The following is a 24,305-nucleotide window of genomic DNA, read 5'->3' on the forward strand; positions in this document are numbered from 1 at the left end:
GCATACGGCCTGGCGAAAGTCTTCTGGTCGGTGCGCTGCCCGACCCAGGTGGCTCCCGGATACGAGGGCGGCGCTACGACATCTGTCCTTACGCGGAACCTTCCGGCACCGGCGCCTTCGCGGCGGCAGATGCGGCGACCGCCTCTTCGTGAGAGGGCGGGACGGCCGTGACTGCCTCGCGGTCGGGCGCGAGCGGGTCGGTCACCGTGCCGGTCTCTTCATCGAACAGCCCCTGCGCCAGCCTGGTCACCGCTGCGGCGACCGGCGGCGCCAGGTCGGCCACGGCGCGAAGACCGGACAGGACGTCGTCGGGTCGTACGGCAGGCGTCACGTGCCGAACAACCAGCCGCAGTATCGCACAGGGCTGGTCGGTCGGCCTATCAGCCTGTGGACTATGCGTCTCGCTATGCGTCTCAAGGCTTGCTACGGCGCTGCGGGCGTCGAACGTCCGCATGCCGTTCTTCGTCCTGCGCTGTACCTCGACGGCATCGGCTGCCTTGAAGGCCTCGACCGCGCGCTCCGCGTCTGCCGGGTCCACACCGTCCAGGCGCAGTTCCCACACGGAAGCGGTGAGCCGGTCGGCGAGACCCGAGGTACGGGCCTCGACCGCGTCGATGATGTCGAGCCCTGCGGGCAACGACTCGTCGAGGAGCTCGCGCAGCTTGTCCGGGTCACGCGTCTCGGTGAGCGCGATCTCCAGATACTCCGCCTCACTGCCCGTGCCGGTGGGTGCGGCATTGGCGTACGACACCTTCGGATGCGGCGTGAACCCCGCCGAGTACGCCATGGGCACCTCGGCACGGCGCAGCGCACGCTCGAAGGCGCGCTGGAAGTCACGGTGGCTGGTGAACCGGAGGCGGCCGCGCTTGGTGTAGCGCAGTCGGATGCGCTGCACCGCGGGTGCGGGCGGCGGGCCTTCGGGCTGTCGCTTGCCCAGTGTCGTTCAGTCCTTCGTGAGAGCGGTCGTACTGCTACCTAGAGTACGTGTCTCACCGGGCTGTGGTTCCCGACCGGGCTTCGCCAAAGGCACCCGCTCCGGCTCGCGCGGGGCGCCGAAGAGCATCCGCCGGAAGTCGGCTCGGGCCTGCCGGGCGGACTCGCGGGCGGCGGCCAGGGCCTGCCGCGTAGCCCGTCCCACGCTGCGCGCGGCCTCGGCGGCGGGCCGCAGGACCGTGTCGCGAATGACGTGCCCGACAGGCGTCAGCACGGCCTGGTACACCCAGCGCACCGGCTCCACGAAGATCCACCGGAAGAGTCGCCCGAGGAACCGCCCGACCGCGAGCGAGATGTGCCCGGCGACGCGCCAGGCGTGCCCCAGGGCCTCACCGATCTCCCTGCCGATGACGGCGAGCACGCGTCCGACCGGCACGAGCACCCGGCGCCATACGGCGAGCGCGGGCAGCACCAGCAGGATGCGCAGCGTCCAGTAGATCGCGGCACCGATCCCGGTGAAGATCATCCGTACGAGCCACACGAGACCGCCCGCCAGCCAGGCGATCCCCCTGCCTACGGGCGTGAGGACCCACTCGTACAGCCACCGTGCCGGTATGACGAGGAGGTACCGCGCCAGCCAGGCCACGGCGGTGTACACCCCGATGCCGACGGCCGCGAGCAGCAGCCCCAGGCCCTTGAACAGCCAGGCGATCGCGTGTCCGACGGGCGTGAGCACCCGTGTGTACACCCGGGCGAGCCCGACCGCGATGCCGCCGAACACCAGGGCGATCCCGGCCCCGATCCCCCGCGCCGCCCACGCGATCGCGTGTCCGACGGGTGTAAGCACCCGTGTGTACACCCGGGCGAGCCCGACCGCGATGCCGCCGAACACCAGGGCGATCCCGGCCCCGATCCCCCGCGCCGCCCACGCGATCGCGTGTCCGACGGGTGTCAGCACCGTGCGGTACAGCCACACCGCGGGTACGACGATCAGCACATGGCCGAGCCACGCCAGCACCCTGCCGGCCGGCACGAGGACGTACCGCCACAAGGCCACCCACGGCCAGACGAACACCGCCCACGCCACGCGAGCCAGCGCCCGCAGCACGGTGTCCCGCAGGAACCGTCCGCCCACGACCAGCGCGTCCCACGCCATCCGCACCGGCACGACCAGGACGAGCACCACGATCCGCACCGGAATGCGGATCGCGACGGCGAGGCACCCCTCGGCCTGCGCCATGGGCGGAGGGGTGCCCTCGGCCTGTGCCACGGGCCGTTCAGCAGGCGGCTTTTCCAGATCCATACCTGCGTAGACGCGTCAGCCGCCGCGATGGATGCGGTCGGTGGACACCCAGTACCGGAGCTTCCCGTCCCGCTCGTCCTCGTAATCCCCGTCGGCCGCCTCGATCACCTTTCGGGAGCCGATGTTCGTGTTGTCGCAGGTGACCAGCACCCGGTCGAGCCCGAGGGCGCGGGCGTACGGCAGCACGTCCCGGAGCATCGCCGTGGCGTGCCCCCTGCGGCGGGCGCTCGGCCGCACCCCGTACCCGATGTGCCCGCCGACCTCGAGCAGCGAGGGCGTCAGCCGGTGCCGTATCTGGATGCGCCCGAGGTAGGAGTCCCCGTCCACGTACCAGTACCAGCTGGCGGGCACGAACCCCTCCGGGCGGCGCCCCTCCTCCAACTCCTCCTCACGTATCGCGGCGACATACCGCGCGAAGCCGTCCGGCTCGTGCCAGGTGCCCCCGTACACGTCCAGCTCTCTTTTGATGGTGTCGCCGAAGAACTCCCCCTCGGCGACGTTCTCCCGCACGGCCTCCAGAAAGGGGGCCTGGTAACGGACATGAGGCGTCGTCAGCTGTGGCATGGGGGCAGTGTGCCGGGGCGACCGCTTTGCGCGCAGGCCTTATTTCTTCGTGGTTCTGGCGGCCTTTCGCGCCGGTGGAGACCTGGGCGGCCTTGTCGCCGATCGGTTCATGGACACCTCGTACTGGCTGTGCAAGGCGTTCGCCTGCTCCTGGTTGATGGCACTGAAGGGGAAGTCGGCGCCCCGGGGCAGCAGCCAGATGGGCTGCTCCCGCTTGAGGCGCAGGGGCGGGACGGAGCAGTGGCGCGCTTGAACAGCGCGTAACTGGAATTCCGGCGAGAATCCCGGAACGGTGTCCGAAGAACCGGTCTCCCATGAGACTCACTACGGACGCGGTTCCGACCACGGCCGACGCGACGGGAATCCGCAGGGAAATGACGGAATCGCCGAAGAGACCCACCCACAAACGCGCCACCAGGTAATACGCGCCGTGCACGACGTCGACGTTCTGGAGAGTGGCGCGGATCTGGCGGCCGGTGCGTGATGACCATGAAAATCTCTCACGCCCGGCAGCAGGAATTGCTCACTTATGCACAGGCGCAGGCAGCCGGAACGGCAGGCAGGTCGAGCCACCAGCGGTATGGGCGTCAAGTCTCCGGCGGCGGTCCTTGCTTGGGGTTTCACGACTCACTAAAGTCACCGCTCGATCCTTTTCGTCACAGAAAAGAATAAATACATGAAAACGGTCTGCCTCAATATGATCGTGAAGAATGAGGCGCATGTGATCCGCCGCTGCCTCGAGTCCGTTCGCCCCCTTGTCGACACCTGGGTGATCCTCGATACGGGCTCGACCGACGGCACCCAGGACGTCATCCGCGAGACGCTCGCCGACCTGCCCGGGGCGCTGCACGAGAGCCCTTGGAAGGGCTTCGACCTGAGCCGCTCCGAGGCGATCGATCTGGCGCGGGACCGGGCGGACTACCTCCTTTTCATCGACGCCGACGACGTGATGGACACCGACTCCGGCTTCACGATGCCGGAACTGACCCACGACTGCTACGACTTCGAGGTACGCCACGGCTCCCTCGTCCACTGGCGCCCGACGATGGTCTCGACCCGCCTCCCCTGGCGGTACGCCGGCGTGCTGCACGAGTACCTGGAGTGCGACACGCATTTCGGCCGTGCGACCTTCGAAGGCGCGCGGATGGTCATCGTGGGCGGCGGCGGACGCCTCCAGGGCAGCGAGCGGGAGAAGTATCTCCGCGATGCCGCGATCCTCAAGGAGGCGCTCGCCAAGGAGCCGGACAACGCCCGTTACGCCTTCTACCTCGCCCAGAGCTGGCGCGACGCCGGTGAACCCGCGAAGGCGCTCCCCGCGTACGACCGGCGCGCGGCCATGGGCGGCTTCGCCGAGGAAGCGTTCTGTTCCCGGCTCTACGCGGCCCGGCTCGCGGTGGAGCTCAAGCGCCGGATGCCCGAGGTCATGTCCCGCTTCCTGGAGGCGCACGAGTACCGGCCCACACGGGCCGAACCGCTCGGTGAGCTCGCTCACCTGTGCCGTGTGAACGGAGAGCGCTGGCCGCTCGCGTACATGTTCGCGCGGCGCGCGGTGGAGATCCCGCAGCCGGAGGACATCCTGTTCGTGGAACATGCCTGGTACGACTGGCGAGCGCTGGACGAGCTGGCCGTGACGTCGTACTGGGTGGGCGCGTACCGCGAATCCCTGGAGTGCTGCGAGAAGCTACTGGACGCCGGAAAGTTGCCCGAAGCCCATCGCGAACGAGTTGTCGCGAACAGGGACTTCGTGCTCGCCAAGCTCCGCCTGGGCTCCGGGGCGGGCGCAAGAACTCTCGTCAGCAGCTGATCCGACGGCAGGACAGCCGTCGTCCCACGCGGAGGCCGGACATCGGTAGGGGAATCGGCCGCCTACGCCGACAACCTCCGGGCGGCCGGGGTCCCGGTCACCGCCGTCCGCCCCGCTCAGGACTTGCTCCGGCTCCGGGCCTCGGCTTCGGCCATGGCCTCGGCGTCGGACTCGCCCACCTCGATGGCGAAGCCGAGCGCCTCGGTTATGTGACCCGCTGCCGCCATGACGCGTGCCGTGCCCACAACGGGAGCGATCGCCACGAGAACGTCTTGCACTTGCTCCAGCGTCAGGTTGGCCTTGAGCGCAGGATCGACGTGAGCGAGATAGGAGATCGCCGGTGCGTCCATGGCCGCGAGCGCGGCAATGCGGGTGAGGATGAGCGCGCCTGAATCCATGCCACAGCGCTCTATCGAGTCAATGGTCATGGCGGCGAGCGTGTCGAGAACGGGAGCGTCTGACGTTATAGCCATTTCCGGACCGCCTTCCGATGCTGTCGGAACCGGCACGCGACACCCGCGGAGCAGGCACCCACGCGACGGCTGCTTGCCCTTCCACCATATGGGCCACCTCAGCCTGAAGCATGGTGGGCGGTGCGGGGACAACCGAGGTGTGAGCACTCGCTGGGGTCGACGCCCGGCTACGACGGACCTCGGCGGTCTCGTCGTCCGCCCACGACTCACGCTGCATCTCTCCCGGGGACGGAGGAGGATGGTCTCGGGGAGGTGCGGCAGGCGCTCTCAGCCAACGCAAGGGGGATGCGTTGTTGCCGCGTTGTCTCTTTCCGTTCCGATGAAGTGGGGCTGAGATGTCCGAATCATCGCGCACGCATTCCCGGAAACCAGGAGATGTGGCGGAAACCGCAGTGAACGTGGCACGTGCGGCCGGGCAGGCGGTTCGGCATCCCAAGGCCACGATCGAGCGCGCCCGCCGCCTGCCGCAGATCTTGCCCACGCTGCGCCAGGCCGTAGGTCCGATCATCACGGGACGGGTCGGCGACTGGCGCGGGGAGTACGCCTACACCCTCGGTGAGCAGGCGTTCATCTACGGGTTCCCCTACATTTACAACGCGCAGCTGCGATACGACTGGGTGACACAGCCGCGAAACCCGGCGACGGTGCCGTACGCCCCGGTCAACCATTTCTGGCACGCCGAGCGCCTGCTCGACGCGTCCTACCGCGACGGTGGGTGCCCCAACAACGACACCTTGTACTCGGTCGCCTGGGTGAACCTCGGCAACGAGCCCGTCATCCTGTCCCACCCGGACATGGGCGACCGCTACTTCACCTTCGAGCTGATCGGGATCACCTCGGACAATTTCGACTACGTCGGCCAGCGCACGACCGGTTCCGCAGCCGGGCACTTCGCCTTGACCGGTCCGGGGTGGAGCGGAGACCTTCCGCCCAACGTGCAGCCTCTCAAGACCGCGCCCAGCCCGTGGATCCTGATCCTGGGCCGCACCTTGGTGAGCGACACGAACGACGTGGCGAACGTACGGGCGTTGCAGGAGCAGTACCGGCTCACCCCGCTGAGCCTGTTCGGCAAGCCGGATGCGAAGGTCCCGGAAAACCGTGACGTACCCAAGCCGATCAAGGCCGAGGATGATCCGCTGGGGCCATGGAAGACGCTGAACGCCATGCTGGCCGAGAATCCTCCACCGGCTCACCACGAGATCCTGCTCAAGCAGTTCGCGCAGATCGGCGTGGGGCCCGGTCTGGACGTGGACGCCCAGCCCGACGTGGTCAAAAGGAGCCTGATCCGGGCGGCCGCTGTCGGAGTGCCCATGCTGAAGCAGCAGATTCTCAGCGGCGACTGGGCGCATCTCGTCCACGGCTGGCGCTACCCACCCCCGCAGATGGGGCGCTTCGGGGACGACTTCCTCAAGCGTGCCGCCGACCAGTCGCTGGTGGGGATCACCGCCAACGACCCTGCCGAGGCGGTGTATCTCGTCAACTTCGACGACTCGGACGGCAACAAGCTGACCGCCGGTGGTCACTACGAACTGCACTTCGACGGGGACAAGCTGCCACCGGTCGACGCCTTCTGGTCGCTCACGGCCTATGGGGAAGACATGAACCTGATCCCCAACCCCGTCGACCGCTACTCCATCGGCGACCGCACCCCAGGCCTGAAGCAGGCCGCCGACGGGGCGCTGACCATCCATCTCCAGCGCAAGCCGCCGGATGAGGACAAGGAATCCAACTGGCTGCCCACTGCTCAGGAGGGCGCCTGGTTCGTGGTCCTGCGCATGTACGGGCCCCGCCCCGAGGTAGTCGACGCCACCTGGGAGTGCCCTCCGCTCCACCGCATCGGCTGACGACCATCTCCCATGCCCTCGATCCTTCCAGCGGCCACAACCGTCCGCAGGGGGCCGAAGACGGACCTGCCCAGGGCCTCGGCATGTGCTTGGTCCACTGCCTTGCCGCTGTAGTCGGGGTGCTTCCTCGCCCAACTGCGGGCGCTGCGACGGCTCGTGAAGAAGTTCAGTGCGCCGCAGGCCACCTCGGCGGCGGGGCCGGCGCAGGAGCGTTGCCCGATGTAGACCACGGCGCCGGACGGCTCCCAGGTCATCTGTCCGCCGGTAGAGGTGACCGTGATCGTCTCGCCGGTGACGGGGTCGGCGGAGGTGATCACGGCGTCGCTGCCGAGCATGTCCGGGATGCCCAGCGCGTCCACGGCGCACATCGACCAGACTTCCGCGCCGTCGGAGAGCCGGACCCGGTGAGTGGTGGGAACGGCGGAGAACGGGTAGGCGGCCCGGATCCGCCCTTGGTCGTCGAGGGTGAGGAAGTCCTCGGCCGCCAGGTCGGACAGGACCTCAGCGGCGGCACGATCATGAGCGGCAGCCGCTCGCTCAAGGGCTTCGGGCTCGGGTGCGCCCCCTGTCGCCACGAATTGCCGCAGTACGGCTTGCTGAACCGCACGCAGGCCACCGGCCACTGGTGCGAGCCGGCCCCACCCGTCGCGGCCGGCCGCATCCATCGGCGGGCACTCACGGTCCTCGGTGGCGTCCGCGGCGTCCAGTGCTCGCCTCAGATCGTTGACGCTCGGCGCCCCGTCGACTCGGCCATCCGGTGCCCGGTACAAGCGGCACGACAGGGACGCGGGTGTGCCCGGTACGGCGAAGGGGTCCACGCCGTCGATCAGGACGGTGGGCGATCCTGTCATCCCGAGTCGGGCGGCCTGCTCCTGATCGGCAACCTCGATCAGCTCCACGTCCGCGCTGCGTCCGTCGACGGCACGGGCGATCCGCTTTTCGATCACCGAGGCGTTGGGGCAGTCGGGCACACTTAGCACTGTGATGCGCACTGCATCGTCCTCCCGGCTCAGAGCCTCTGTGACCGAAGTTAGACCTTCCAGTGCACTGGAAGGTCAAGGCGTAGCCTCAGGGGTATGCGCACCGGAGAATTGGCAGCCGCAAGCGGACTGACGGCCAAAACCATCCGCTTCTACGAACAAGCCGGACTGCTGGCCGAGCCCCCGCGCACACCGGGCGGCTACCGCGATTACCCGCCGCAAGCCGCATACCGGCTCGCCTTCATCCGCGACGCGCAGTCGGCCGGTCTCACCCTTGCCGAGATCCGTTCCATCCTGACGCTGCGCGATTCCGGTGAAGCGCCCTGTGCTCATGTCACGGACTTGATCCGCCATCACCTCGCGGACATCGAGCGCCGCATGGCCGAACTGCGCAAGACCCGCACCGCCCTGCGCGGTCTGGCGGAACGGGCCGCCGCCACGGACCCGAGCACCTGCACCGAGGAGGAGATCTGCCGCATCATCGGCGTCCCGACCACGATGTGACAACTATGGGTTCGGAGAGTGCGCAGGCCAGCACTGATGAAGACACGTAGTTGGCTTCGCCGCGCCTATGGGGTGGCGCTGGTGTCTGCGGGCATCGGCTCCACTCCCCCCTTCGCCCGCCTCTGCGTGGATTCTCCGGGACAGCTCAAGGTCTTCGGCGACCCCAGGACTTCGTGAGGATGTGCCCCCCGGTAGCCGAGTGTGTGAGCTCACGAAGGCAGGTGCAGCGGCGCGTCCTTGGAACGGGCCAGATGTCCAGCTGCGAACAGCCGGCCCCGCACAGCCGCCCGGCTCCAGAGGACGGAGGAGCCGGCCGCCCTGCCCTGCTCCTCACGGGAGCGCCAGGGCCGCACTCGTTCCGGACTGCGCTCCTGGCGTCGACCGAGCCGCAGCCTGTGCGGACCTTGGGAGGTGCTACTGCCGGTCCGCCGGCGGCAAGTCCTGCTCGGTCCAGATGGTCTTGCCGGTGGGGGTGTAGCGCGTGCCCCAGTGGTGGGTCATCTGGGCGATGATGAACAGCCCCCGGCCGCCCTCGTCGTCGCTCGCGGCGTGCCGCAGATTGGGCGCGGTGTGGCCGGTGTCGGAGACTTCGCAGATCAGGGTCCGGTCGCGGATCAGGCGTACCTGGATCGGGCCGCCGACGTAGCGGATGGCGTTGGTGACCAGTTCGCTGACGATGAGCTCGCTGGCGAACGCCAGGTCGTCCAGTCCCCAGTCGCCGAGCTGCTTGCTGACGGCGGTGCGGATGGTGGCCACCGCCGCCGGGTCCGGGGGCAGTTCCCACTGGGTGAACTGGTTCCGGTCGAGCAGGCGGGTGCGGGCCAGGAGCAGCGTCGCGTCCTCGTCCACCGGCCCGGGCAGCAGGGTGGTCACCGCCCGGTCGCACAGCTCTTCCAGGGAGGCCCGGCCGTCGGCGAGGACCTGTGCCAGCTGCGCGAGCCCGGCGTCACGGCCGTCGGCCGCCTGGAGGAGGCCGCCCGTGAAGAGGGCGACGAGACTGCCCGGCGGGAGTTCCAGTTCCGTGCTCTCGTAGGGCAGGCCACCGATTCCCAGCGGCGGTCCGGGGGGCATCTCCGGATACTCGACGACGCCCGTGTGCGGTTCGACGACCGCCATCACCGACTCCCCGGCCCGCGCCAGCCTGCACTTCCCCGCGACGGGGTTGTACACCGCGTACAGGCAGGTCACGCCCAGGGCCTCGTCGGCCTGCGGCCTCAGGTGGCCCGGGCCGTGGCCGACCCCGCGCTCGTGCGCGGTCTGCTCGACCAAGTCGTCCAGGCGGGACAGGAGCTCGTCCGGGCTCAGGTCCAGCCGGGCCAGGACGCGCACACCCGTGCGCAGGCGTCCCATGGTGGCCGCGGCGCGCAGGCCGTGACCGAGCACGTCCCCGACGACCAGGCCGACCCGGGTGCCCGACAGGGGGATGACGTCGTACCAGTCGCCGCCCACCCCGGACCCGCTGTCGGCGGGCAGGTAGCGGCTCGCCGAGTCAAGGGCGGTGTGCTGCGGCAGGTGGCGCGGAAGCAGGCTCCGCTGGAGCTTGAGGGCCACGCTGTGGCCACGAGTGACCACCGGCATCAGCAGGAGACCGAGCAGCAGGGCGCCCAGGCCCACGACGGTGACCCCGCCGGTGGGTCCGATCAGCGGCAGGTCGACGCTGGTCGCGCCGTACCCGGGGTCCGCGTAGACGAAGGTGGCGTAGAGGAACAGGCAGAACATGATCAGCCCGCCCAGCCCTGGCAGCACTCCCTTGAAGACAAGGTCCTTGGTGCTGCGGGTGAGGATCTTGCGGTGGTACCACAGGCAGGCGAACCCGGTCAGCCCGTAGTGGAACGTGATCGCGATGCCGACCGAATCGACCGAGTCGGCCAGCACGTTCCCGCTGAAGGAGGTCAGCAGGACGAGGAAGGCGCTTGAGACTGCTCCCATGCCGACGGTCGACCAGGTCGGGGTGAGGAACCTGCGGTGGACCCGGGCGAACCGGGAGGGGAGGGCCTTGTGCACCGCCATGGAGAAGACGGTCCGGGCCAGGGGCAGGATGGTGGTCTGGGTGGAGGCCAGCGCCGAGGTCAGCACCATCAGGATCAGCAGTGTCGTCAGGAGAAGCCCTGTGGTGTGGCTCCCGAAGACGGCCTCGCCCAGTCCGGAGAACACATCGTCCGAGTTGTCGGCGTTGCTCAGCCCGACGCCCGAGGAGCCGACTCCGGCGACGGCCTGCGCAGAGGTGGTCACGAGCGCGTACATGATCAGGAGCAGCACGGTCGACATGACTGCGGCGCGCCCGGGGATGCGTTTGCTGTCGACGGTTTCCTCGTTGATCGAGACGGCGGTGTCCCAGCCCCAGTAGATGAAGACTCCCGCCAGGAGGCCCGAAGTGAGGGCCTTCACCGAGGACACCTCGAAGGGGTTGAACCAGGAGGCGGAGACATGGATCGCAGTCGGGGGAGGGCTGGTGTAGGCCTTGACCAGTGCGGCGACGGCGAAAAGGACCAGCATCCCCACTTCCAGGCACAGCAGCCAGCGCTGGAGGGCGGCCGAGAACTCGATGCCGACGTAGCAGACCATGGTCATCACGGCGATCCAGACGATGCCCGCCACGGTGGTCCACAGCCGGTCCTCCGCCAGTTCGTTCAGGCCCACCAACCGAAAGCTGTAGGTACCGGCGATCTTGGCGAGGCTCGCCATGACGATGACGTTGGCGACGATGATGCCCCAGCCGCCCATCCAGCCGGTGCGTGGACCGAAGGCGCGGGTTGCCCAGGTGAACGTGGTTCCGCAGTCGGCGTTGCTCGCGTTGAGCTCCCGGAAGGCGTACGCGATCAGCAGCATCGGGACGAACGCCAGCATGGTGACGATCGGGGCCTGCAGGCCGACCGCCGCCACGATGAGGCCCAGCGTTGCGGCGAGGCTGTAGGCCGGGGCGGTGGAGGCCAGCCCGATGACCACCGAGGAGAACATGCCCAGGGCGTTGTTCTTGAGCCCCTTCCGGCCGGCCCCCGTCCCGGGAGCGGGGCGGCCGGCGGACTCGGCGCCGCCAAAGTGCCTCACACTTGATTGCAACGCCGGGCCACTCACCTCCGCAACAGCGCAGGGGCAGCAGGACAGCCGCCGGCCACCCAACCGGGCAGCCCGGGTGACGCCCGCGCGCCGGCCGCCCCCTGTGGCCGCCACGGTGCACGACGGCGATCCGGCCCTTCCCTGCCCTCGGGAGACGCCCGCCTTGTCCGCGATTCCCTGGACGCCAGGCGCGCGAGCTGGACCGACTGCCCGGCCCGGACCAACCCGAGCACCACTTCATAAGAGACCCGGGCAAGTGGGACTTTTACGAGATGACAGAAGAGGCCGTGGCCATGGGCACAACGGCCCTTGCCGCCGACCGCAAGTCGCTCCCCGCCCTGCTTTTGGTCGCCAACGAGTTGGACAGGGAACTCCGCTCCCGGTACCCCCGCGAGACCGCTTCTCGCGACTTCCATGCACGGATCTCGACCATCACGCGAGGCACGGCGACACCAGAGCTTCCCTTCCGACCGTTCGCAGCGCCGATCGAAGGACGAACGTCGGCGCCGCAAGAGAGGGGCTGCTCGCTCAGCCGGCCAGCTCGGCCACCAGGCCGCGGATGCGCCGCTCGATCTCGTCCCGGATCGGCCGGACCGCGTCGACGCCCTGCCCGGCCGGGTCGTCGAGTTGCCAGTCGAGGTACCGCTTACCGGGGAAGACCGGGCACGTGTCGCCGCACCCCATGGTGATCACGACGTCGGATGCCTGCACGGCTTCCACGGTCAGCACCTTCGGTGTCTCGGCGGAGATGTCGATGCCGGCTTCCTTCATCGCGTCGACGACCGCCGGGTTGACCGTGCCGGCGGGAGCGGAGCCCGCCGAGCGGACTTCGACCCGGTCGCCCGCGAGGTGGGTGAGGAACGCGGCGGCCATCTGGGACCGCCCGGCGTTGTGGACGCAGACGAACAGCACGGACGGACGCGGGGTGGCAGTGCTCATGGCAGGTGTCTTTCCAGGGAGGAGGTGGGCTCAGGGAGCGGACGGGGCGAGTTCGGTCTCACCGTGAGGGACGACGACGTCTGTCTCAGCGGGCGCCGGTCGGCCGAACACCGCCGCCAGCAGGCCCAGGCCGACCATGGCACCGACCAGTTGCGCGGCGATGAACGGGACGACGGAGGCCGGGGCGATCCCCGCGAACGTGTCAGTGAAGGCCCGGCCGACCGTCACCGCCGGGTTCGCGAACGATGTGGAGGACGTGAACCAGTACGCGGCCCCGATGTAGGACGCCACCGCAGCTGATGCGAGGTGGGCGCGATCGGTTCGGGTCAGGCCGAAGATCAGCAGGATGAGCCCGGCGGTTGCCACGATCTCGCCCAGCCACAGGTGGCCGGCGGAGCGGTCGTGCGTGGACCACGTCACCAACGGTTCGGCGAACATCGCGTCGGCCAGCACCGCGCCGCCGATGGCGCCCACGATCTGGGCAGGGACGTACGCGGCTACTTCGCGTGCGGTCATCCCGTCGCCGCTTTTCCGTCCGGTGAACCAGGCGGCCAGGGTGACTGCCGGGTTGAAGTGGGCCCCGGAGACCGGCCCGAGCAGCGTGATCAGCACGGCCAGGCCGAAAACGGTGGCGAGCGAGTTCGCGAGCAACTGCACGCCGACGTCCCGTGACAGCTCAGTCGCCTGGATACCGGATCCGACCACCACCGCGACCAGCGCGGCCGTCCCCACCAGTTCGGCCACGGCACGCCGCCCAAGCGACGCGCTCACGAGGTCACCCCAGCGGGCTCAGGAGTGGTCAGGAATGCGCCCAGCCGGTCCAGGACGCCGGGCAACACCCAGTAGTAGACCCAGGTTCCACGACGCTCACAGTCGATGAGTCCGGCCTGCCGCAGCAGCTTGAGGTGGTGGGAGATCGTCGGCTGGGACAGCTCGAACGCGGGCGTCAGCTCACACACGCACACCTCGCCGCCCTCCCTCGAAGCGATCATCGAGAGCAGCCGCAGCCGCACCGGGTCCCCCAGCGCCTTGAACGCCTTCGCCAGTTCGACGGCCTGATCCTCGGCCAGCGGGGCGGAGGCCAGTCCCTGACAGCAGGCGCCATCCGTGTCCTGGCCGATCACCGCGAGCTCTTGTTTCGACATGCCTCTATGTTGACGTTTTTCGATCCAAGGCGCAAGGTTGCATCAATGGACGTCAATACAAGCCCTTCCGGGGCCTGCCATGCCCCGTCATCCAGGAGTGAGCCATGAGCGAGCAGTCCACTGAACTGCGCGAGACCGTCCGCCAGCGGTATGCCGCCGCAGCCGTGAAGGTGACCGAGGGCGGCACCGCCTGTTGCGGGCCGCAGCCGGTCGAGGCAGACGAGAACTTCGGCTCCACCCTCTACGCCGCCGACGAGCGCGACGCCCTGCCTGCCGAGGCCGTCGCTGCCTCACTGGGCTGCGGCAACCCGACCGCCGTTGCCGATCTCCACGAAGGCGAACGCGTCCTCGACCTCGGCTCCGGCGGCGGCATCGACGTCCTGCTCTCGGCCCGTCGCGTCGGCCCCACCGGCAAGGCATACGGCCTCGACATGACCGACGAGATGCTCGAACTCGCCCTGGCCAACGCGAAGAAGGCAGGCGCGACGAACGTCGAGTTCCTCAAGGGCACCATCGAGGCCATCCCGCTCCCTGCGAACACCATCGACGCGGTGATCTCCAACTGTGTGATCAACCTGTCGACCGACAAGGCGGCGGTGTTCGCCGAGACGTTCCGCGTCCTGAAGCCCGGCGGCCGCATCGGTGTCTCCGACGTGGTCGCCGACGACACCCTGACACCCGAGCAGCGCGCGGAACGCGGCGACTACGTCGGCTGCATCGCGGGCGCCCTGTCGTTCACCGAGTACCGCGAAGGCCTTGAGGCGGCAGGGTTCGTGAACGTCGAGATCACCTCTACGCACCTCGTGGCCGACAGCATGCACTCCGCCATCGTCCGCGCCACCAAGCCACAGACCGAGACGCAGGCGTCCCACACGACCCGGTCGGCCGATGCGTGCTGCGGCGTCAACGCTTGCTGCACAACCGCCGAAACCTCGGCCGACCCCGGTGTCACGGTCACAGAGGCGAAGACCGCAGCAGGCTGCGGCTGCCAGAACTGACCCGGACAGCCTTGTGTGAACGTATCCATCTGCGGGCAGGCAGCCACCCGTAACCGCCCGGTGGCTCTTGGAGGACTTGAAGAGGGCGGAGGCCCTCTGTCGCCTTCCTAAGCCTCCTTACCAGTGGTGATGCCGAGTTTTGGGCATCCTGCTGCCTCGTCGGCCGGGCGACCGATGAGTTCCGGAGCCCGGTGGGGTCTACCTCTGCACAAGCGAAAACTGCGCACGAGCTCTGTGAGGGGACCATGACCACCCACGCACTACCACCCGTCGTCGACGCCACAACTTGGGAGCGCCGGCTCGAGGCACTGCGCGCCCGGGAGAAGGCCGCGACGCGGGAGCTCGACGCCATCGCAGCCGAACGTCGTCGCCTGCCGATGGTCGAGATGCCCGACTACACCCTCGAGGGCGAGGACGGCCTCGTTCGGCTGGCGGACGTCTTCGCAGGCAAGAGGCAACTGATCGTCTACAACCACATGTGGTTCGCCGGCAAGGAATGGCAGTGCCCGGGCTGCACGGGGTTCACCTCGCAGTACACCCGCCTGGAGTTCCTGGACAACTACGATGCGCGATTCGTCATCGTCACCCAGGGCCCGATCAAAGAGGCACTCGCCTACAAGCAGCGGGTCGGCAACCAGATGGCGTGGTACTCGACTGCCAACAGCTCATTCGGGTCCGACGTCGGCGCACCGCCCGACGGAGGATTCGCGGTCAACGTGTTCCTGCGCGACGGCGACACCGTCTATCGCACCTGGCACACCAACGGTCGGGGTACCGAGCAGCTCAGTCACACCTTCGCGCTGATCGATGTCCTACCGTACGGACGGCAGGAGGAATGGCAGGACTCGCCCGAGGGCTGGCCTCAGTCGCCCACCTACAGCCGGTGGGCGACGTCCAAGGACATCGCTGCGCTCTACGGCTCGGGCCCTGGCGGCTGAACTGATCACGGCAGATGAGCGGGTGGGCTCGGTGATGCCGCCGGTGCACGACGGGGTGACCATCGCCCGGCGTCGCCGACGCCCAGCAAGTGGGTGCCGCGCTTGTGCGGGTCTGGCACAGCCTCTTCGTCCCGAACTCTCGGCTGGGTGGTCACTGAGGTCTAACGGGCTGGTCAATCGGCTATAGACGGCTGCTGAGGGTCAGTTGCGGTTGTTGATGACTCAGCCGCGGTTACCGGACCCACAGGGCCAGACTCACGAACTCCAGGCCAGCGAGCCCCCCTCCCCATCGGGAAGGGGGCTTTACCGATCACACAGCCGCCCAAGAGCCTGGAACGGCCCTCAGACCCACTCCACCTCTGACGCGATCTGCGAGACGCCTCCAGGGCCTGGCAACGGCGCCCGGGAGGAGGACGCCAACACCTGGGGGCGAGGACGCGAGGCGCCAACAGCGCCCGCCTCCTCCTCACTCACCCCCGCAGGGCCTCAGTCACCCCTTCGAGTGCCTCGCCCACGTCAGTGCGCATGACCACTCGACGCGGCCGTCGACGCAGCGTTCTTGGGCCACGAAACGCACCACGACGTCTTCGTCCCGAACTCTCGGCCGGACGACGATTGCAGTCCAGGGCACTGGCCAATGGGGCATCGACGGCCTTTGACAGCCACCTTCGGCTGTAGCGGTTGGAGAACTCCGCTGCTGTACAGCGACCGCCGCCGCATGTCTGTGAGCTGCGCGTCATGGATGGCCCTCTGGACCGACGGCGAGAACAGCGGCGGACCAGTGAGGGATCCCACAAGTGGCTCGACCAGTGGCATGCGGACGCCAAGGGGGGTTATCGTCGACAGGTAGAACGACCGGTCTTCCTACCTCTTGAAGGATGGCCTTCCGGGCGGGACTGCCTCCAGCCGGGGAACTGCCAGTGGGTCCCCGGCGCACGTCGAAGAGAGATCAAAAGGTTCCATGAAAGCAACCCGCGCCCCGGCCTGGCCGGGGTCCGACAGAGGGCCGGTGTTTCCCGCGGCCTCGGTGGGGTCAGCCGCCCGATCGGATCAGCCGGACCGCGTTCAGCAGGGTCTTGTGGGCGGCCGTCGAGTCGTCCAGGTAGCCGGCGGCCATCGCGCCGTCGTACAGCATCAGCAGCGCGCCGGCGGCCGACTCCGGGGCGGCGTGGCCGAGCCGGGTGAGCAGTTCCTGGAAGAGGGTGCGGATCCAGTCCCGGTGGGACGCCACCAGGCCGCGGACCTGATGGGTGGCGTCCGGGTACTCGGCGGCCGCGTTCAGGAACGGCGATCCGCGAAAGCCGCGCTCGCGGGCGTGCTCGGCGATCGCCTCGAAGATCAGGTCGATCGCCTCCGCGGGCGGATGCGCGGCGGCCAGCGGTTCGGCCACCTCCTTGTAGTAGGCGTCCTTGGTCAGCAGATAGGCCACGACCAGGTCGTCCTTGGAGGCGAAGTGCCGGTAGAAGGTCGCCTTCGTCACCCCGGCCTCGGCGATCAGCCGCTCCACGCCGATCGCGCGGACACCCTCGTAATAGAACAGCCGCGACGCGGCCTGCACGAGGCGCTCGCGAGGCGGCAGGTCTCCCGCAGTCTTGGTCCCGTGACGTGCGGCGTCGGTGGTCTTCTGCCCAGTGATGCTCACTTCCCCATTGTGCCCTCGGCCCGGCCTTGAGCGGCCTCCACCCCGTACGGCCCCACCAGCAGGGCCGTATTCCCCTTATCCCGCGCGGTCCGCAGCAAGGTGGCCGTGCCTCGTATCGAAAGGCTTGAACTATGACTCGTCGTCTTGAAGGAACCGTCGCCCTGGTCACCGGGGCCTCCAGCGGCATCGGCCACGCCACAGCGCTGGAGCTCGCCCGCGAGGGCGCCTCCGTGGCCCTGGTCGGCCGGCGCGAGGACCGGCTCACCGGCCTCGCCGCGGAAATCTCCGAGGAGGGCGGGAAGGCTCTGGTCGTGCCCGCCGACATCACCACCGCCCAGGCCGCCGCGGAAGCGGTCGAGCGGACCGTCGAGGACCTTGGCCGCCTGGACATCCTGGTCAACAACGCCGGCCTCATGCTCCTCGGGCCCACCCCCGGCGCGGACCTGAACGACTGGCAGCGCATGATCGACATCAACCTCATGGGCCTGATGTACACCACCCACGCGGCCGTCCCCCACCTGGTCAAGGCCGCCGCCGACGCGCCGCGCCAGGTCGCCGACATCATCAACATCAGCTCGGTGAACGGCCGCACCGCCTTCGCCATGTCCGCCGTGTACAGCGCCACCAAGTTCGGCGTCGGAGGCTTCAGCGAGGCACTGCGCCAGGAACTGGGACGCCAGCACGTCCGCGTGTCCGTCGTCGAGCCGGGCAGCGTCGACACCGAACTGCGCACCCACAACTCGGAAGTCGTCCAGCAGCTGATCGTCGCCGGCCTGGGCGACATCGAGCGGCTGCAGAGCCAGGACATCGCCGACGCCATCGGCTACATCGCCACCCGCCCCCGGCACGTCGCCGTCAACGAGATGCTCGTACGCCCCACCGAGCAGGCCTGACCACCGAGCCCGAGACGAGCAGGGAGGGACCATGGCGGCAAGCAGGATCCTCGCCGTTGTCACCAACCAGGCGACCTACGGGATGAACCCCACCGGACCGGAACACCGATGGGCGGTGTCAGTTGGCTGACCTTGGCCTGCGCTCGACGCCCGCGCCAGGAAGGCCTCTCGCTCTACGAAGTGCCGTTCGGGGCCCTGTTGCCAAGGCGGTTGCGGTGTCGAGGCGGCCGGGGTGTACGGACCAGGTCGTCATGGACTCCCTGTGCCTGGTCCGTACGCCATCGGGCAAGCGACTACCGGTGGTCTCGGTCCGACAGACCTGCCGAGGCCATGGCGGGCTGCACCTTGTCGGTCACATCGTCATCGACGTCGGTCGGGTCGAGCAGTCCTGGCCAGGCGTCGGACTTGCCATAGTGGATCCTCTTGCAGACGGTGGCGCTGGAGGCCTCGTAGGTGTCGTCACCGGCGAACGTAGCGGTGTAGCAGGTCTTCTTGTCCTGCTTGCCCGGGACCTTGCAGGTGGCCTTGCCGTTGCTGTCGGTCGTCTCGGTGCACCGCAGGGTGGAGTCGGTGGTGAAGTCGATGGTCTTGCCTTCAAGGGGCCGGCCCTCGGTGGTCAGCTTGGCCTTCAGAGTGACACGGTTGTTGCCCCAGGCGTCCTTCCCTTTCTTCACCTTCAGGCTCAGGGTGGTCGGGGTGCGCTCGGTGGTGACGGTGCCGATCGCCACACCGAAGGGGCCGTTGCCGGCGGGGATGGTGGTGGTGACGGTGTTGGTGGCGGTGTCGATCACCGACACACTGCCCCCGATGAGTTGACGGTTGGTGACGTAGCCGCGGGTGCCGACCCGGAGTCATACACCACCCATTACCGCTATCCGGAGGCCGGCGGAAAGGCGACCGTCACGGATCCGCTGGGCAACACCAAGACCACGGAGTACGACAGCCGAGGTCTGATCAGCGGGCAAGTCGATGCCAACCAGCACAGAACGGACTACGGCTACGACGCCCTCGCACGACTCAAGACGATCACTGCTGCAGACGGCGGCGTTACGACGTACGCGTACGACACGGCCGGCAACGTCAAGACGCGCACCGACGACAACCAGCACACCACCACGTACGACTACGACGCGGCACATCGGCTGAAGTCGATCACCGATCCACTCAACCACACCGTCACCTACGGCTACGATCCGGACGGAAACCACGACACGGTCACCAACGCACGGGGCACGTTGGCGACCACCACATACAACGCGAACAACTGGCCGGACTCGACGGTGTACTCGGACGGCACACCCAGCGTTTCCTTCACCTACAACGCGGACGGCACACGCAAGACCATCACGGACACCACGGGAACCCGCACACTCGAGTACTACAAGGATTCTCGTCTCAAGTCGGTCATCACGAAGGGCCAGGCCCAGGGCTTCAGCTACACCTACGACGACGCGGGCCAGCTCACCGGGCGCACCTACCCCGATGGGCGCACCACCACCTTCACCTACACCTCCGACGGCAACAGGGACTCCAGCACTACCGACGGACTGAAGACCACCTACGGGTACACCGCCGCACGCCAGCTCTCACGCGTCACACTGCCGACCGCCAACGGTCACCAGGAGACGCGAACCTACGACCGCGCGGGCCGACTGACCGACGTCACCAGTGCCAAGAGCACCAGCGTCCTTTCGTCCTGGCACGCGGAACTCGATCCCACGGGACAGCCCTGGCGCGTGGACAAGGCCCACGGGAGCAGCGCCAAGTCCGCGTACTACACCTATGACCAGGTCGGCCGCCTGCTCACGGAATGCACCTCCGCCACCAAGGCCGCGGCATGCCCTGCCGGTGAACCTACGGACACCTACACCTACGACAAGGTCGGCAACCGCAAGACGCGCACCGCCTCCGGTGGGGCGATCACCAACTACAGCTATGACAACGCCGACCGCATCGCGCAGACGGTTACTGGTACGTCCACCACGCCATACGACTACGACGCCGACGGCAACCAGACCAAAGCGGGCAGCACTACCTTTGGCTACGACGCCGAAGACCGCCTGACCGGCGTCACCACCAGCTCCGCAAACTACGGATTCACATACGACGCAGACGGCCTGCGCACCCAAGCGACCAAGAACGGCGCAGCACTACGCACCACCACGTGGGACATCAACTACGGCGACGACTTGCCACGCGTTGCGACCGAATCCAACGGATCCGGGAGCCTCATCGCCGATTACCAGTACAACCCGGGTGACCAGATCCAGGCTGAGACCACCGGATCCGGTGCCTTCTACTACCACCACGACCTGCTCGGTTCCGTCACCGACATCACCGATTCGGCCGGCGCCGCACAAACCGCGTACGACTACAACGCCTTCGGCGAGCTGACCACCACGAACATCGCGGCCAGCCCGCCAGTCAACAGGTTCACCTTCACCGGGGAGTACAAAGAGCCGACAACCAGCGCTGCGGGCTACTACCTGCGGGCTCGCAACTACGACCCGGGCACAGGACGCTTCAGCACACGGGATCCTTACGTCCCCGAACAAGACACGGCGTACACCCAGCCCTACGCCTACGTCGAGAACATGCCGACCAGCCGCACCGACCCCAGCGGCATGTGCAGTGTCACCACTCAGCTGAAGGACGCCTTCACCGGCAATTGGGGATGGAACAACAACTGCCAGAAGGAAGACCGCGAGGCAGCTCAGAAGTCCGCTGCCGCCCAGGAGGCCAAAGCCCTCTCTGACACCTTGACGAACGGGGCTGTCAACGTAGTGGGCCAGGCGGGCCTAGGCTTCGTTGACGGCTTCACCTTCGGCACCTTCGGCTACATCACTGGCGTCCAGCCGACATGCCCGAAGGTGTACAACTTCGGGCTCTACGCAAGCATGGTGCCGTTTCCCGTCCAGGGCGGAGGCAAGCGCCTTGCCGCTGAGGGCGCGGAAGTCGTCGGGCGTGGCCTATGGCACCTCACTGCCGAAGGTTCCTCGAAGATCATGAAGGGTGGGCCGTTTAATACGACGTTCTACAAGAGCACCTCGGACGGCCTGTGGTGGACCGCTGATGTGGCCAACCACGGAAAAACTGCACAGTCGGCCTTCAAGGTGTTCAAGGAGACCAAGAAGGGACTGGAGTGGGTCCGGGACGCGGACAAGTACGGTGACTACATGTACGACAAGTGGAAGGGCGAGGTCGGTCGATTCATCCCCTGGAGCCAGCTGAGGGGCGTTGGAAGGTGATCCAGTCAGCCGAAGAGTTCATCCAGCTGCGCTTCAGCGAGGACCCCGACGAACAGCGACGGGCGAGCGTCGAGTCGGCAGCCCTGGAAGTGTGGACAGAGCTCGTCGAGCGCCATCCGGACACTCGCGTCTGGGTGGCGCAGAATAAGACGGTGCCTCTTGAGATTCTTCGGGTGCTTGCGGCGGACCCCGACTCCAACGTGAGATTCATGGTGGCCATGAAGCGCAAGTTGCCCTCTGAGGTACTGACGGAAATGGCGATGGATCCTGATGAGTCTGTGAGGTTGGCGGTCGCTCGCCACAAGCGGACGCCCAGAGCCGTGCTCGAAAGACTCCGATCCGATCCGTGGAGTGAAGTCAGAGACGTGGCAAACGAACGGATCGACAGGGATTAGGCAGAGTCATTCGGGACGCATTTTCCGCACCTGGCCTTGGCTGCACCTATCTCGGCGAGAAGACGTATAAGGCGACAGGCGGTTGCCGGAGAGAAGAGGCGATCAGAATGCAGACCCAGCTTCTGCTCCTCCGGCTTCCGCTAGGCCCAAAATTAGGTTGGTCGGCATCGCACCCGCCGTATGCGCGGTAGAGCGAAGTCGCGGATCGGGTGCAGCTTTCTGGCGGCGCGGACGCGCCAGGCGATGGGCGGGCTGGTGGACCTACACGCCGTCGGTCGCGCCATGGTCCAGTGGCGGGCGCACAGCGTGCGGGCGGGGACGGGTTGCCGGCTTGGGTCGATTGATCAGATGCTCTCTGAAAAGGACCGGCCTCCCTTCGCTCGCCCTGCCTGGCCAATTACGCGTCTTGATCACTCCGGACTCGGCTTCCGCCGAACCACGTTGACAGATCGAATAGTCTCTCCGTGCCGTCGGCGTCCACGATGACGATCTCGCTCTCGATCGTGCTCTTCCGTTCGGCAGCCGAGAGCCGCGGCAAAGGAGTCTTGCGGGGAGCCCCGGCGTGATGCTTGGCTGCGGCTCTTACCGGCTCCACTCCCCCTCTTCCTCCGCCTCTGCGTGGAATGTCCGGGACAACTCGAGGTCTTCGGCGATGCCAGCCGCGATCAGGGCGGCTCCGGAAGTGTGGCCGGAGCCGACGTAGCGCCAGTGCGCATCAGTGACCGTGCCGGGGGTTTGCGGGAAGCTCACGTGATGGGCACGTTCGGCACGCAGCGCTGCGTAAGTCGTCGAGTACGCACGGGACTTCGTGAGGATGTGCCCCCGGTAGCCGAGTGAATGAGCCCACGAACGCAGGTGCAGCGGCGCGTACTCGGGAAGACCTCCAAGGCACCAGCAGGTACGCATGAGCGCCCGTACATGGTCGGTGACACGCGCCGCGCCTATGTCGTCCCAGGTGGTCAGCCGGTAGTCGGTGCCGGCGCCTGTCTCACCTGCGCCCTTGGTGACGTACTTCGCGACGTACGGGGCCACGGCGTCGTCGTCCGAGCCGGGGCCGCCGGCGCGCAGAGGACGGGCGTCGATTTGGGCGCCCCAGCGAAGGTCGAGTTCGCCGACGGCGGGACTGTGAGAGGTGCGAAGCACGACCCGTTGTGCGGATCCTCGTACAGCATTGATGAGTCGGTCCACGGATCCCCAAAGCGGGGGTTCGTCGCTCGGTCCGGCCGGGCCGTCGAGGCGCACGACAGCGTGCACATGGACGGCAGCCCGCTTCTGATACTCGGCGACTCGCGCGAAGGAAAGCCGTGCGTGGTCCGCGAAGCGGGACTGCGCCAGTCCCACCGCCGAGGCGAGTTGGCGTCGGACGCCGATGACGAAGCGGTCCCAGAGCTTGCCCGCATGCGTGCGCCAGAGAACGTGTGCCGCGTAGTCGTAGCAGTCGGCGCAGACAGGTTGCCCGACGGCGGAATCAGTCACGTCGTGTACGGCACCGCAGCCGAGGGGCTGTCCGTGCTCGCACCGCCCGCCGTCGCGAAACGGGGTCGGCAGCGCTCCCCAGCACGGTGAACAGGCCCGAACGACGGAGCGGTGAGGGTGATGAAGAGCCGCGGTCGGTGCCGGACAGCATCAGGGACGTTCTTGCCGCCAAGGAGCGAGTCCACCTTGCTCGCTCGGCTGATCACTCAACTCTCACCGCAACTGAACGTATCCATCTGCGGGCACGGTCCGAACCGCAACCGCTCAGGCTTGCCGCCGAGAGAGCGACAGTCGGCGTCGCTCTAGGTCGATGTCCGTGACGACGACCGTCAGCTGATCGCCGATCTGTACGACATCCTCTGGCGCCGCCACGGGCACCGAGCTCAGCTCAGACAGATGCACCAGGCCCTCAAGGCCATCGGCGACCTGTACGAAGACGCCGAACGGGACCAGCTTGGTCGCCCGCCCGCTCAGTCTTTGGCCCACCACGATGCCTTCGGCGAACACCAAGAAGGGGTCCGGCCGCATCGCCCGCAGGGACAGCCGAGCCTCCCCGTTCCATGTGTCGAACTGCAAGAACTCGCACGACACCCGCTGCCCGACCTCAACGACATCGGACGCCGCCTCGAAACGACGCCAGGACAGCTCGGGATAGGTGATGAAGCCGACGCCGGGATACACCGGATGCTCAGGGCCCTCATCCAACGCCACGAAGACGCCGAACCGCTCGATCGCCGCCACCGTGCCGGCCAGGAACTCACCACGACGAAGCCGCTTGAGGAACGCCCAGAGCTCCGGGTTCTCAGTGGCCGCCGTCGACAGCCGCACCCGGCCCGCATCCAGATCCACAGCAGTCACCTCACCGGTGATCCTCTGCCCGACCACAGCAACGTCCGCGAAGCGCCGATGCCAGGAACCGTCCAACGGCCACACCGTCCCGAGCGGCTGGGCGGTGAAGCCGTCCAGGATCACCGATATCTCAGACCGAGAAACCGCAGCGACCGTCCCGTGGCAGACGTCACCGACACGGAACGCCGCCAGAAACTTTCGGACGGCCGGTCCAGCCGGCGCATCCCCCATACCGCAAAGGCTCTCACGGAGAGATCGCTAAACCCACTCCACCTCCGACTGAATGGCTGCCCTACTCCCCAGCATGGGCAAAGGCGTAC

Annotated in this window: 22 protein-coding genes; 9 read left to right on the top strand and 13 right to left on the bottom strand. The window is 67.7% G+C overall.

The window, feature by feature from the left end; genetic code table 11:
• Positions 1-88 precede the first annotated feature (88 nt).
• From ACZ4RZ_RS12130 to ACZ4RZ_RS12140, 3 genes are read right to left on the bottom strand one after another with little or no spacing between them, the layout of a single operon-like run.
• Positions 89-895 carry a TIGR03936 family radical SAM-associated protein gene (locus tag ACZ4RZ_RS12130; protein WP_467743873.1) on the bottom strand — a complete coding sequence of 269 codons (807 nt, stop codon included), beginning with the start codon at positions 893-895 and terminating at the stop codon, positions 89-91.
• A 48-nt stretch (positions 896-943) separates the two neighbouring features.
• The gene (locus ACZ4RZ_RS12135) at positions 944-2,236 is read right to left on the bottom strand and encodes a hypothetical protein (RefSeq protein WP_467743874.1); all 1,293 of its coding nucleotides are present in this window, start codon (positions 2,234-2,236) and stop codon (positions 944-946) included.
• 15 nt (positions 2,237-2,251) lie between these two features.
• Complete coding sequence (locus ACZ4RZ_RS12140) at positions 2,252-2,800, bottom strand: GNAT family N-acetyltransferase (protein ID WP_467743875.1); 549 nt, start codon at positions 2,798-2,800, stop codon at positions 2,252-2,254.
• Between the two features lie 703 nt (positions 2,801-3,503).
• On the opposite strand from ACZ4RZ_RS12140, the gene ACZ4RZ_RS12145 reads away from it, so the two are divergent.
• The gene (locus ACZ4RZ_RS12145) at positions 3,504-4,604 is read left to right on the top strand and encodes a glycosyltransferase (protein ID WP_467743876.1); all 1,101 of its coding nucleotides are present in this window, start codon (positions 3,504-3,506) and stop codon (positions 4,602-4,604) included.
• Between the two features lie 116 nt (positions 4,605-4,720).
• Here the strand turns inward: ACZ4RZ_RS12145 and ACZ4RZ_RS12150 are convergent, their stop codons facing one another.
• Positions 4,721-5,077, bottom strand: a complete 357-nt coding sequence (locus tag ACZ4RZ_RS12150) for a carboxymuconolactone decarboxylase (RefSeq protein ID WP_467743877.1) — start codon at positions 5,075-5,077, stop codon at positions 4,721-4,723.
• A 392-nt stretch (positions 5,078-5,469) separates the two neighbouring features.
• Here ACZ4RZ_RS12150 and ACZ4RZ_RS12155 point away from each other — a divergent pair, with 392 nt between their 5' ends.
• Positions 5,470-6,921, top strand: a complete 1,452-nt coding sequence (locus tag ACZ4RZ_RS12155; protein ID WP_467743878.1) for a DUF1254 domain-containing protein — start codon at positions 5,470-5,472, stop codon at positions 6,919-6,921.
• On the opposite strand, the gene merB is transcribed toward ACZ4RZ_RS12155, so the two are convergent.
• On the bottom strand, positions 6,822-7,913 hold the full coding sequence (merB, locus tag ACZ4RZ_RS12160; protein ID WP_467743879.1) for an organomercurial lyase: 1,092 nt from the start codon (positions 7,911-7,913) through the stop codon (positions 6,822-6,824). The genes ACZ4RZ_RS12155 and merB overlap by 100 nt on opposite strands.
• Positions 7,914-7,997: 84 nt before the next feature.
• On the opposite strand from merB, the gene ACZ4RZ_RS12165 reads away from it, so the two are divergent.
• Both ACZ4RZ_RS12165 and ACZ4RZ_RS12170 read left to right on the top strand, forming a co-directional pair.
• The gene (locus ACZ4RZ_RS12165; protein WP_467743880.1) at positions 7,998-8,405 is read left to right on the top strand and encodes a heavy metal-responsive transcriptional regulator; all 408 of its coding nucleotides are present in this window, start codon (positions 7,998-8,000) and stop codon (positions 8,403-8,405) included.
• Between the two features lie 36 nt (positions 8,406-8,441).
• Positions 8,442-8,582 (top strand): hypothetical protein, encoded by a 141-nt coding sequence (locus ACZ4RZ_RS12170; protein WP_467743881.1) that lies wholly within the window; start codon positions 8,442-8,444, stop codon positions 8,580-8,582.
• A gap of 237 nt (positions 8,583-8,819) precedes the next feature.
• Here ACZ4RZ_RS12170 and ACZ4RZ_RS12175 read toward each other — a convergent pair whose 3' ends face one another.
• From ACZ4RZ_RS12175 to ACZ4RZ_RS12190, 4 genes are all read right to left on the bottom strand, one after another.
• Positions 8,820-11,453, bottom strand: coding sequence for an amino acid permease (locus ACZ4RZ_RS12175; RefSeq protein ID WP_467743882.1), 2,634 nt, complete (start codon positions 11,451-11,453; stop codon positions 8,820-8,822).
• Between the two features lie 537 nt (positions 11,454-11,990).
• Positions 11,991-12,401, bottom strand: a complete 411-nt coding sequence (locus ACZ4RZ_RS12180) for an arsenate reductase ArsC (protein WP_467743883.1) — start codon at positions 12,399-12,401, stop codon at positions 11,991-11,993.
• A gap of 30 nt (positions 12,402-12,431) precedes the next feature.
• On the bottom strand, positions 12,432-13,172 hold the full coding sequence (locus ACZ4RZ_RS12185) for an aquaporin (protein WP_467743884.1): 741 nt from the start codon (positions 13,170-13,172) through the stop codon (positions 12,432-12,434).
• The gene (locus ACZ4RZ_RS12190) at positions 13,169-13,546 is read right to left on the bottom strand and encodes an ArsR/SmtB family transcription factor (protein WP_467743885.1); all 378 of its coding nucleotides are present in this window, start codon (positions 13,544-13,546) and stop codon (positions 13,169-13,171) included. The genes ACZ4RZ_RS12185 and ACZ4RZ_RS12190 overlap by 4 nt, the downstream gene beginning before the upstream one ends.
• Before the next feature lie 104 nt (positions 13,547-13,650).
• Here ACZ4RZ_RS12190 and arsM point away from each other — a divergent pair, with 104 nt between their 5' ends.
• The gene (gene arsM / locus ACZ4RZ_RS12195) at positions 13,651-14,544 is read left to right on the top strand and encodes an arsenite methyltransferase (protein WP_467743886.1); all 894 of its coding nucleotides are present in this window, start codon (positions 13,651-13,653) and stop codon (positions 14,542-14,544) included.
• 245 nt (positions 14,545-14,789) lie between these two features.
• The gene (locus ACZ4RZ_RS12200) at positions 14,790-15,482 is read left to right on the top strand and encodes a DUF899 domain-containing protein (protein ID WP_467743887.1); all 693 of its coding nucleotides are present in this window, start codon (positions 14,790-14,792) and stop codon (positions 15,480-15,482) included.
• 1,033 nt (positions 15,483-16,515) lie between these two features.
• Here ACZ4RZ_RS12200 and ACZ4RZ_RS12205 read toward each other — a convergent pair.
• Positions 16,516-17,124, bottom strand: coding sequence for a TetR/AcrR family transcriptional regulator (locus ACZ4RZ_RS12205; protein ID WP_467743888.1), 609 nt, complete (start codon positions 17,122-17,124; stop codon positions 16,516-16,518).
• Between the two features lie 131 nt (positions 17,125-17,255).
• Between ACZ4RZ_RS12205 and ACZ4RZ_RS12210 the strand changes: the two genes are divergently transcribed.
• Positions 17,256-18,017, top strand: a complete 762-nt coding sequence (locus tag ACZ4RZ_RS12210; protein WP_467743889.1) for an SDR family NAD(P)-dependent oxidoreductase — start codon at positions 17,256-17,258, stop codon at positions 18,015-18,017.
• A gap of 293 nt (positions 18,018-18,310) precedes the next feature.
• Here ACZ4RZ_RS12210 and ACZ4RZ_RS12215 read toward each other — a convergent pair whose 3' ends face one another.
• Positions 18,311-18,808, bottom strand: coding sequence for an Ig-like domain-containing protein (locus ACZ4RZ_RS12215; RefSeq protein WP_467743890.1), 498 nt, complete (start codon positions 18,806-18,808; stop codon positions 18,311-18,313).
• Positions 18,809-18,829: 21 nt separating this feature from the next.
• On the opposite strand from ACZ4RZ_RS12215, the gene ACZ4RZ_RS12220 reads away from it, so the two are divergent.
• Both ACZ4RZ_RS12220 and ACZ4RZ_RS12225 read left to right on the top strand, forming a co-directional pair.
• A complete protein-coding gene (locus ACZ4RZ_RS12220) occupies positions 18,830-21,265 on the top strand; it encodes an RHS repeat domain-containing protein (protein ID WP_467743891.1) in 2,436 nt (811 codons plus the stop codon).
• On the top strand, positions 21,262-21,660 hold the full coding sequence (locus tag ACZ4RZ_RS12225) for a hypothetical protein (protein ID WP_467743892.1): 399 nt from the start codon (positions 21,262-21,264) through the stop codon (positions 21,658-21,660). Before ACZ4RZ_RS12220 ends, ACZ4RZ_RS12225 begins: the two co-directional genes overlap by 4 nt.
• 582 nt (positions 21,661-22,242) lie before the next feature.
• On the opposite strand, the gene ACZ4RZ_RS12230 is transcribed toward ACZ4RZ_RS12225, so the two are convergent.
• Positions 22,243-23,208 carry a replication initiator gene (locus tag ACZ4RZ_RS12230; protein ID WP_467744323.1) on the bottom strand — a complete coding sequence of 322 codons (966 nt, stop codon included), beginning with the start codon at positions 23,206-23,208 and terminating at the stop codon, positions 22,243-22,245.
• A 192-nt stretch (positions 23,209-23,400) separates the two neighbouring features.
• Positions 23,401-24,216, bottom strand: a complete 816-nt coding sequence (locus ACZ4RZ_RS12235) for a S1 RNA-binding domain-containing protein (protein WP_467743893.1) — start codon at positions 24,214-24,216, stop codon at positions 23,401-23,403.
• Between the last annotated feature and the right edge of the window lie 89 nt (positions 24,217-24,305).

This window comes from Streptomyces sp. NPDC027189 (assembly GCF_055566975.1).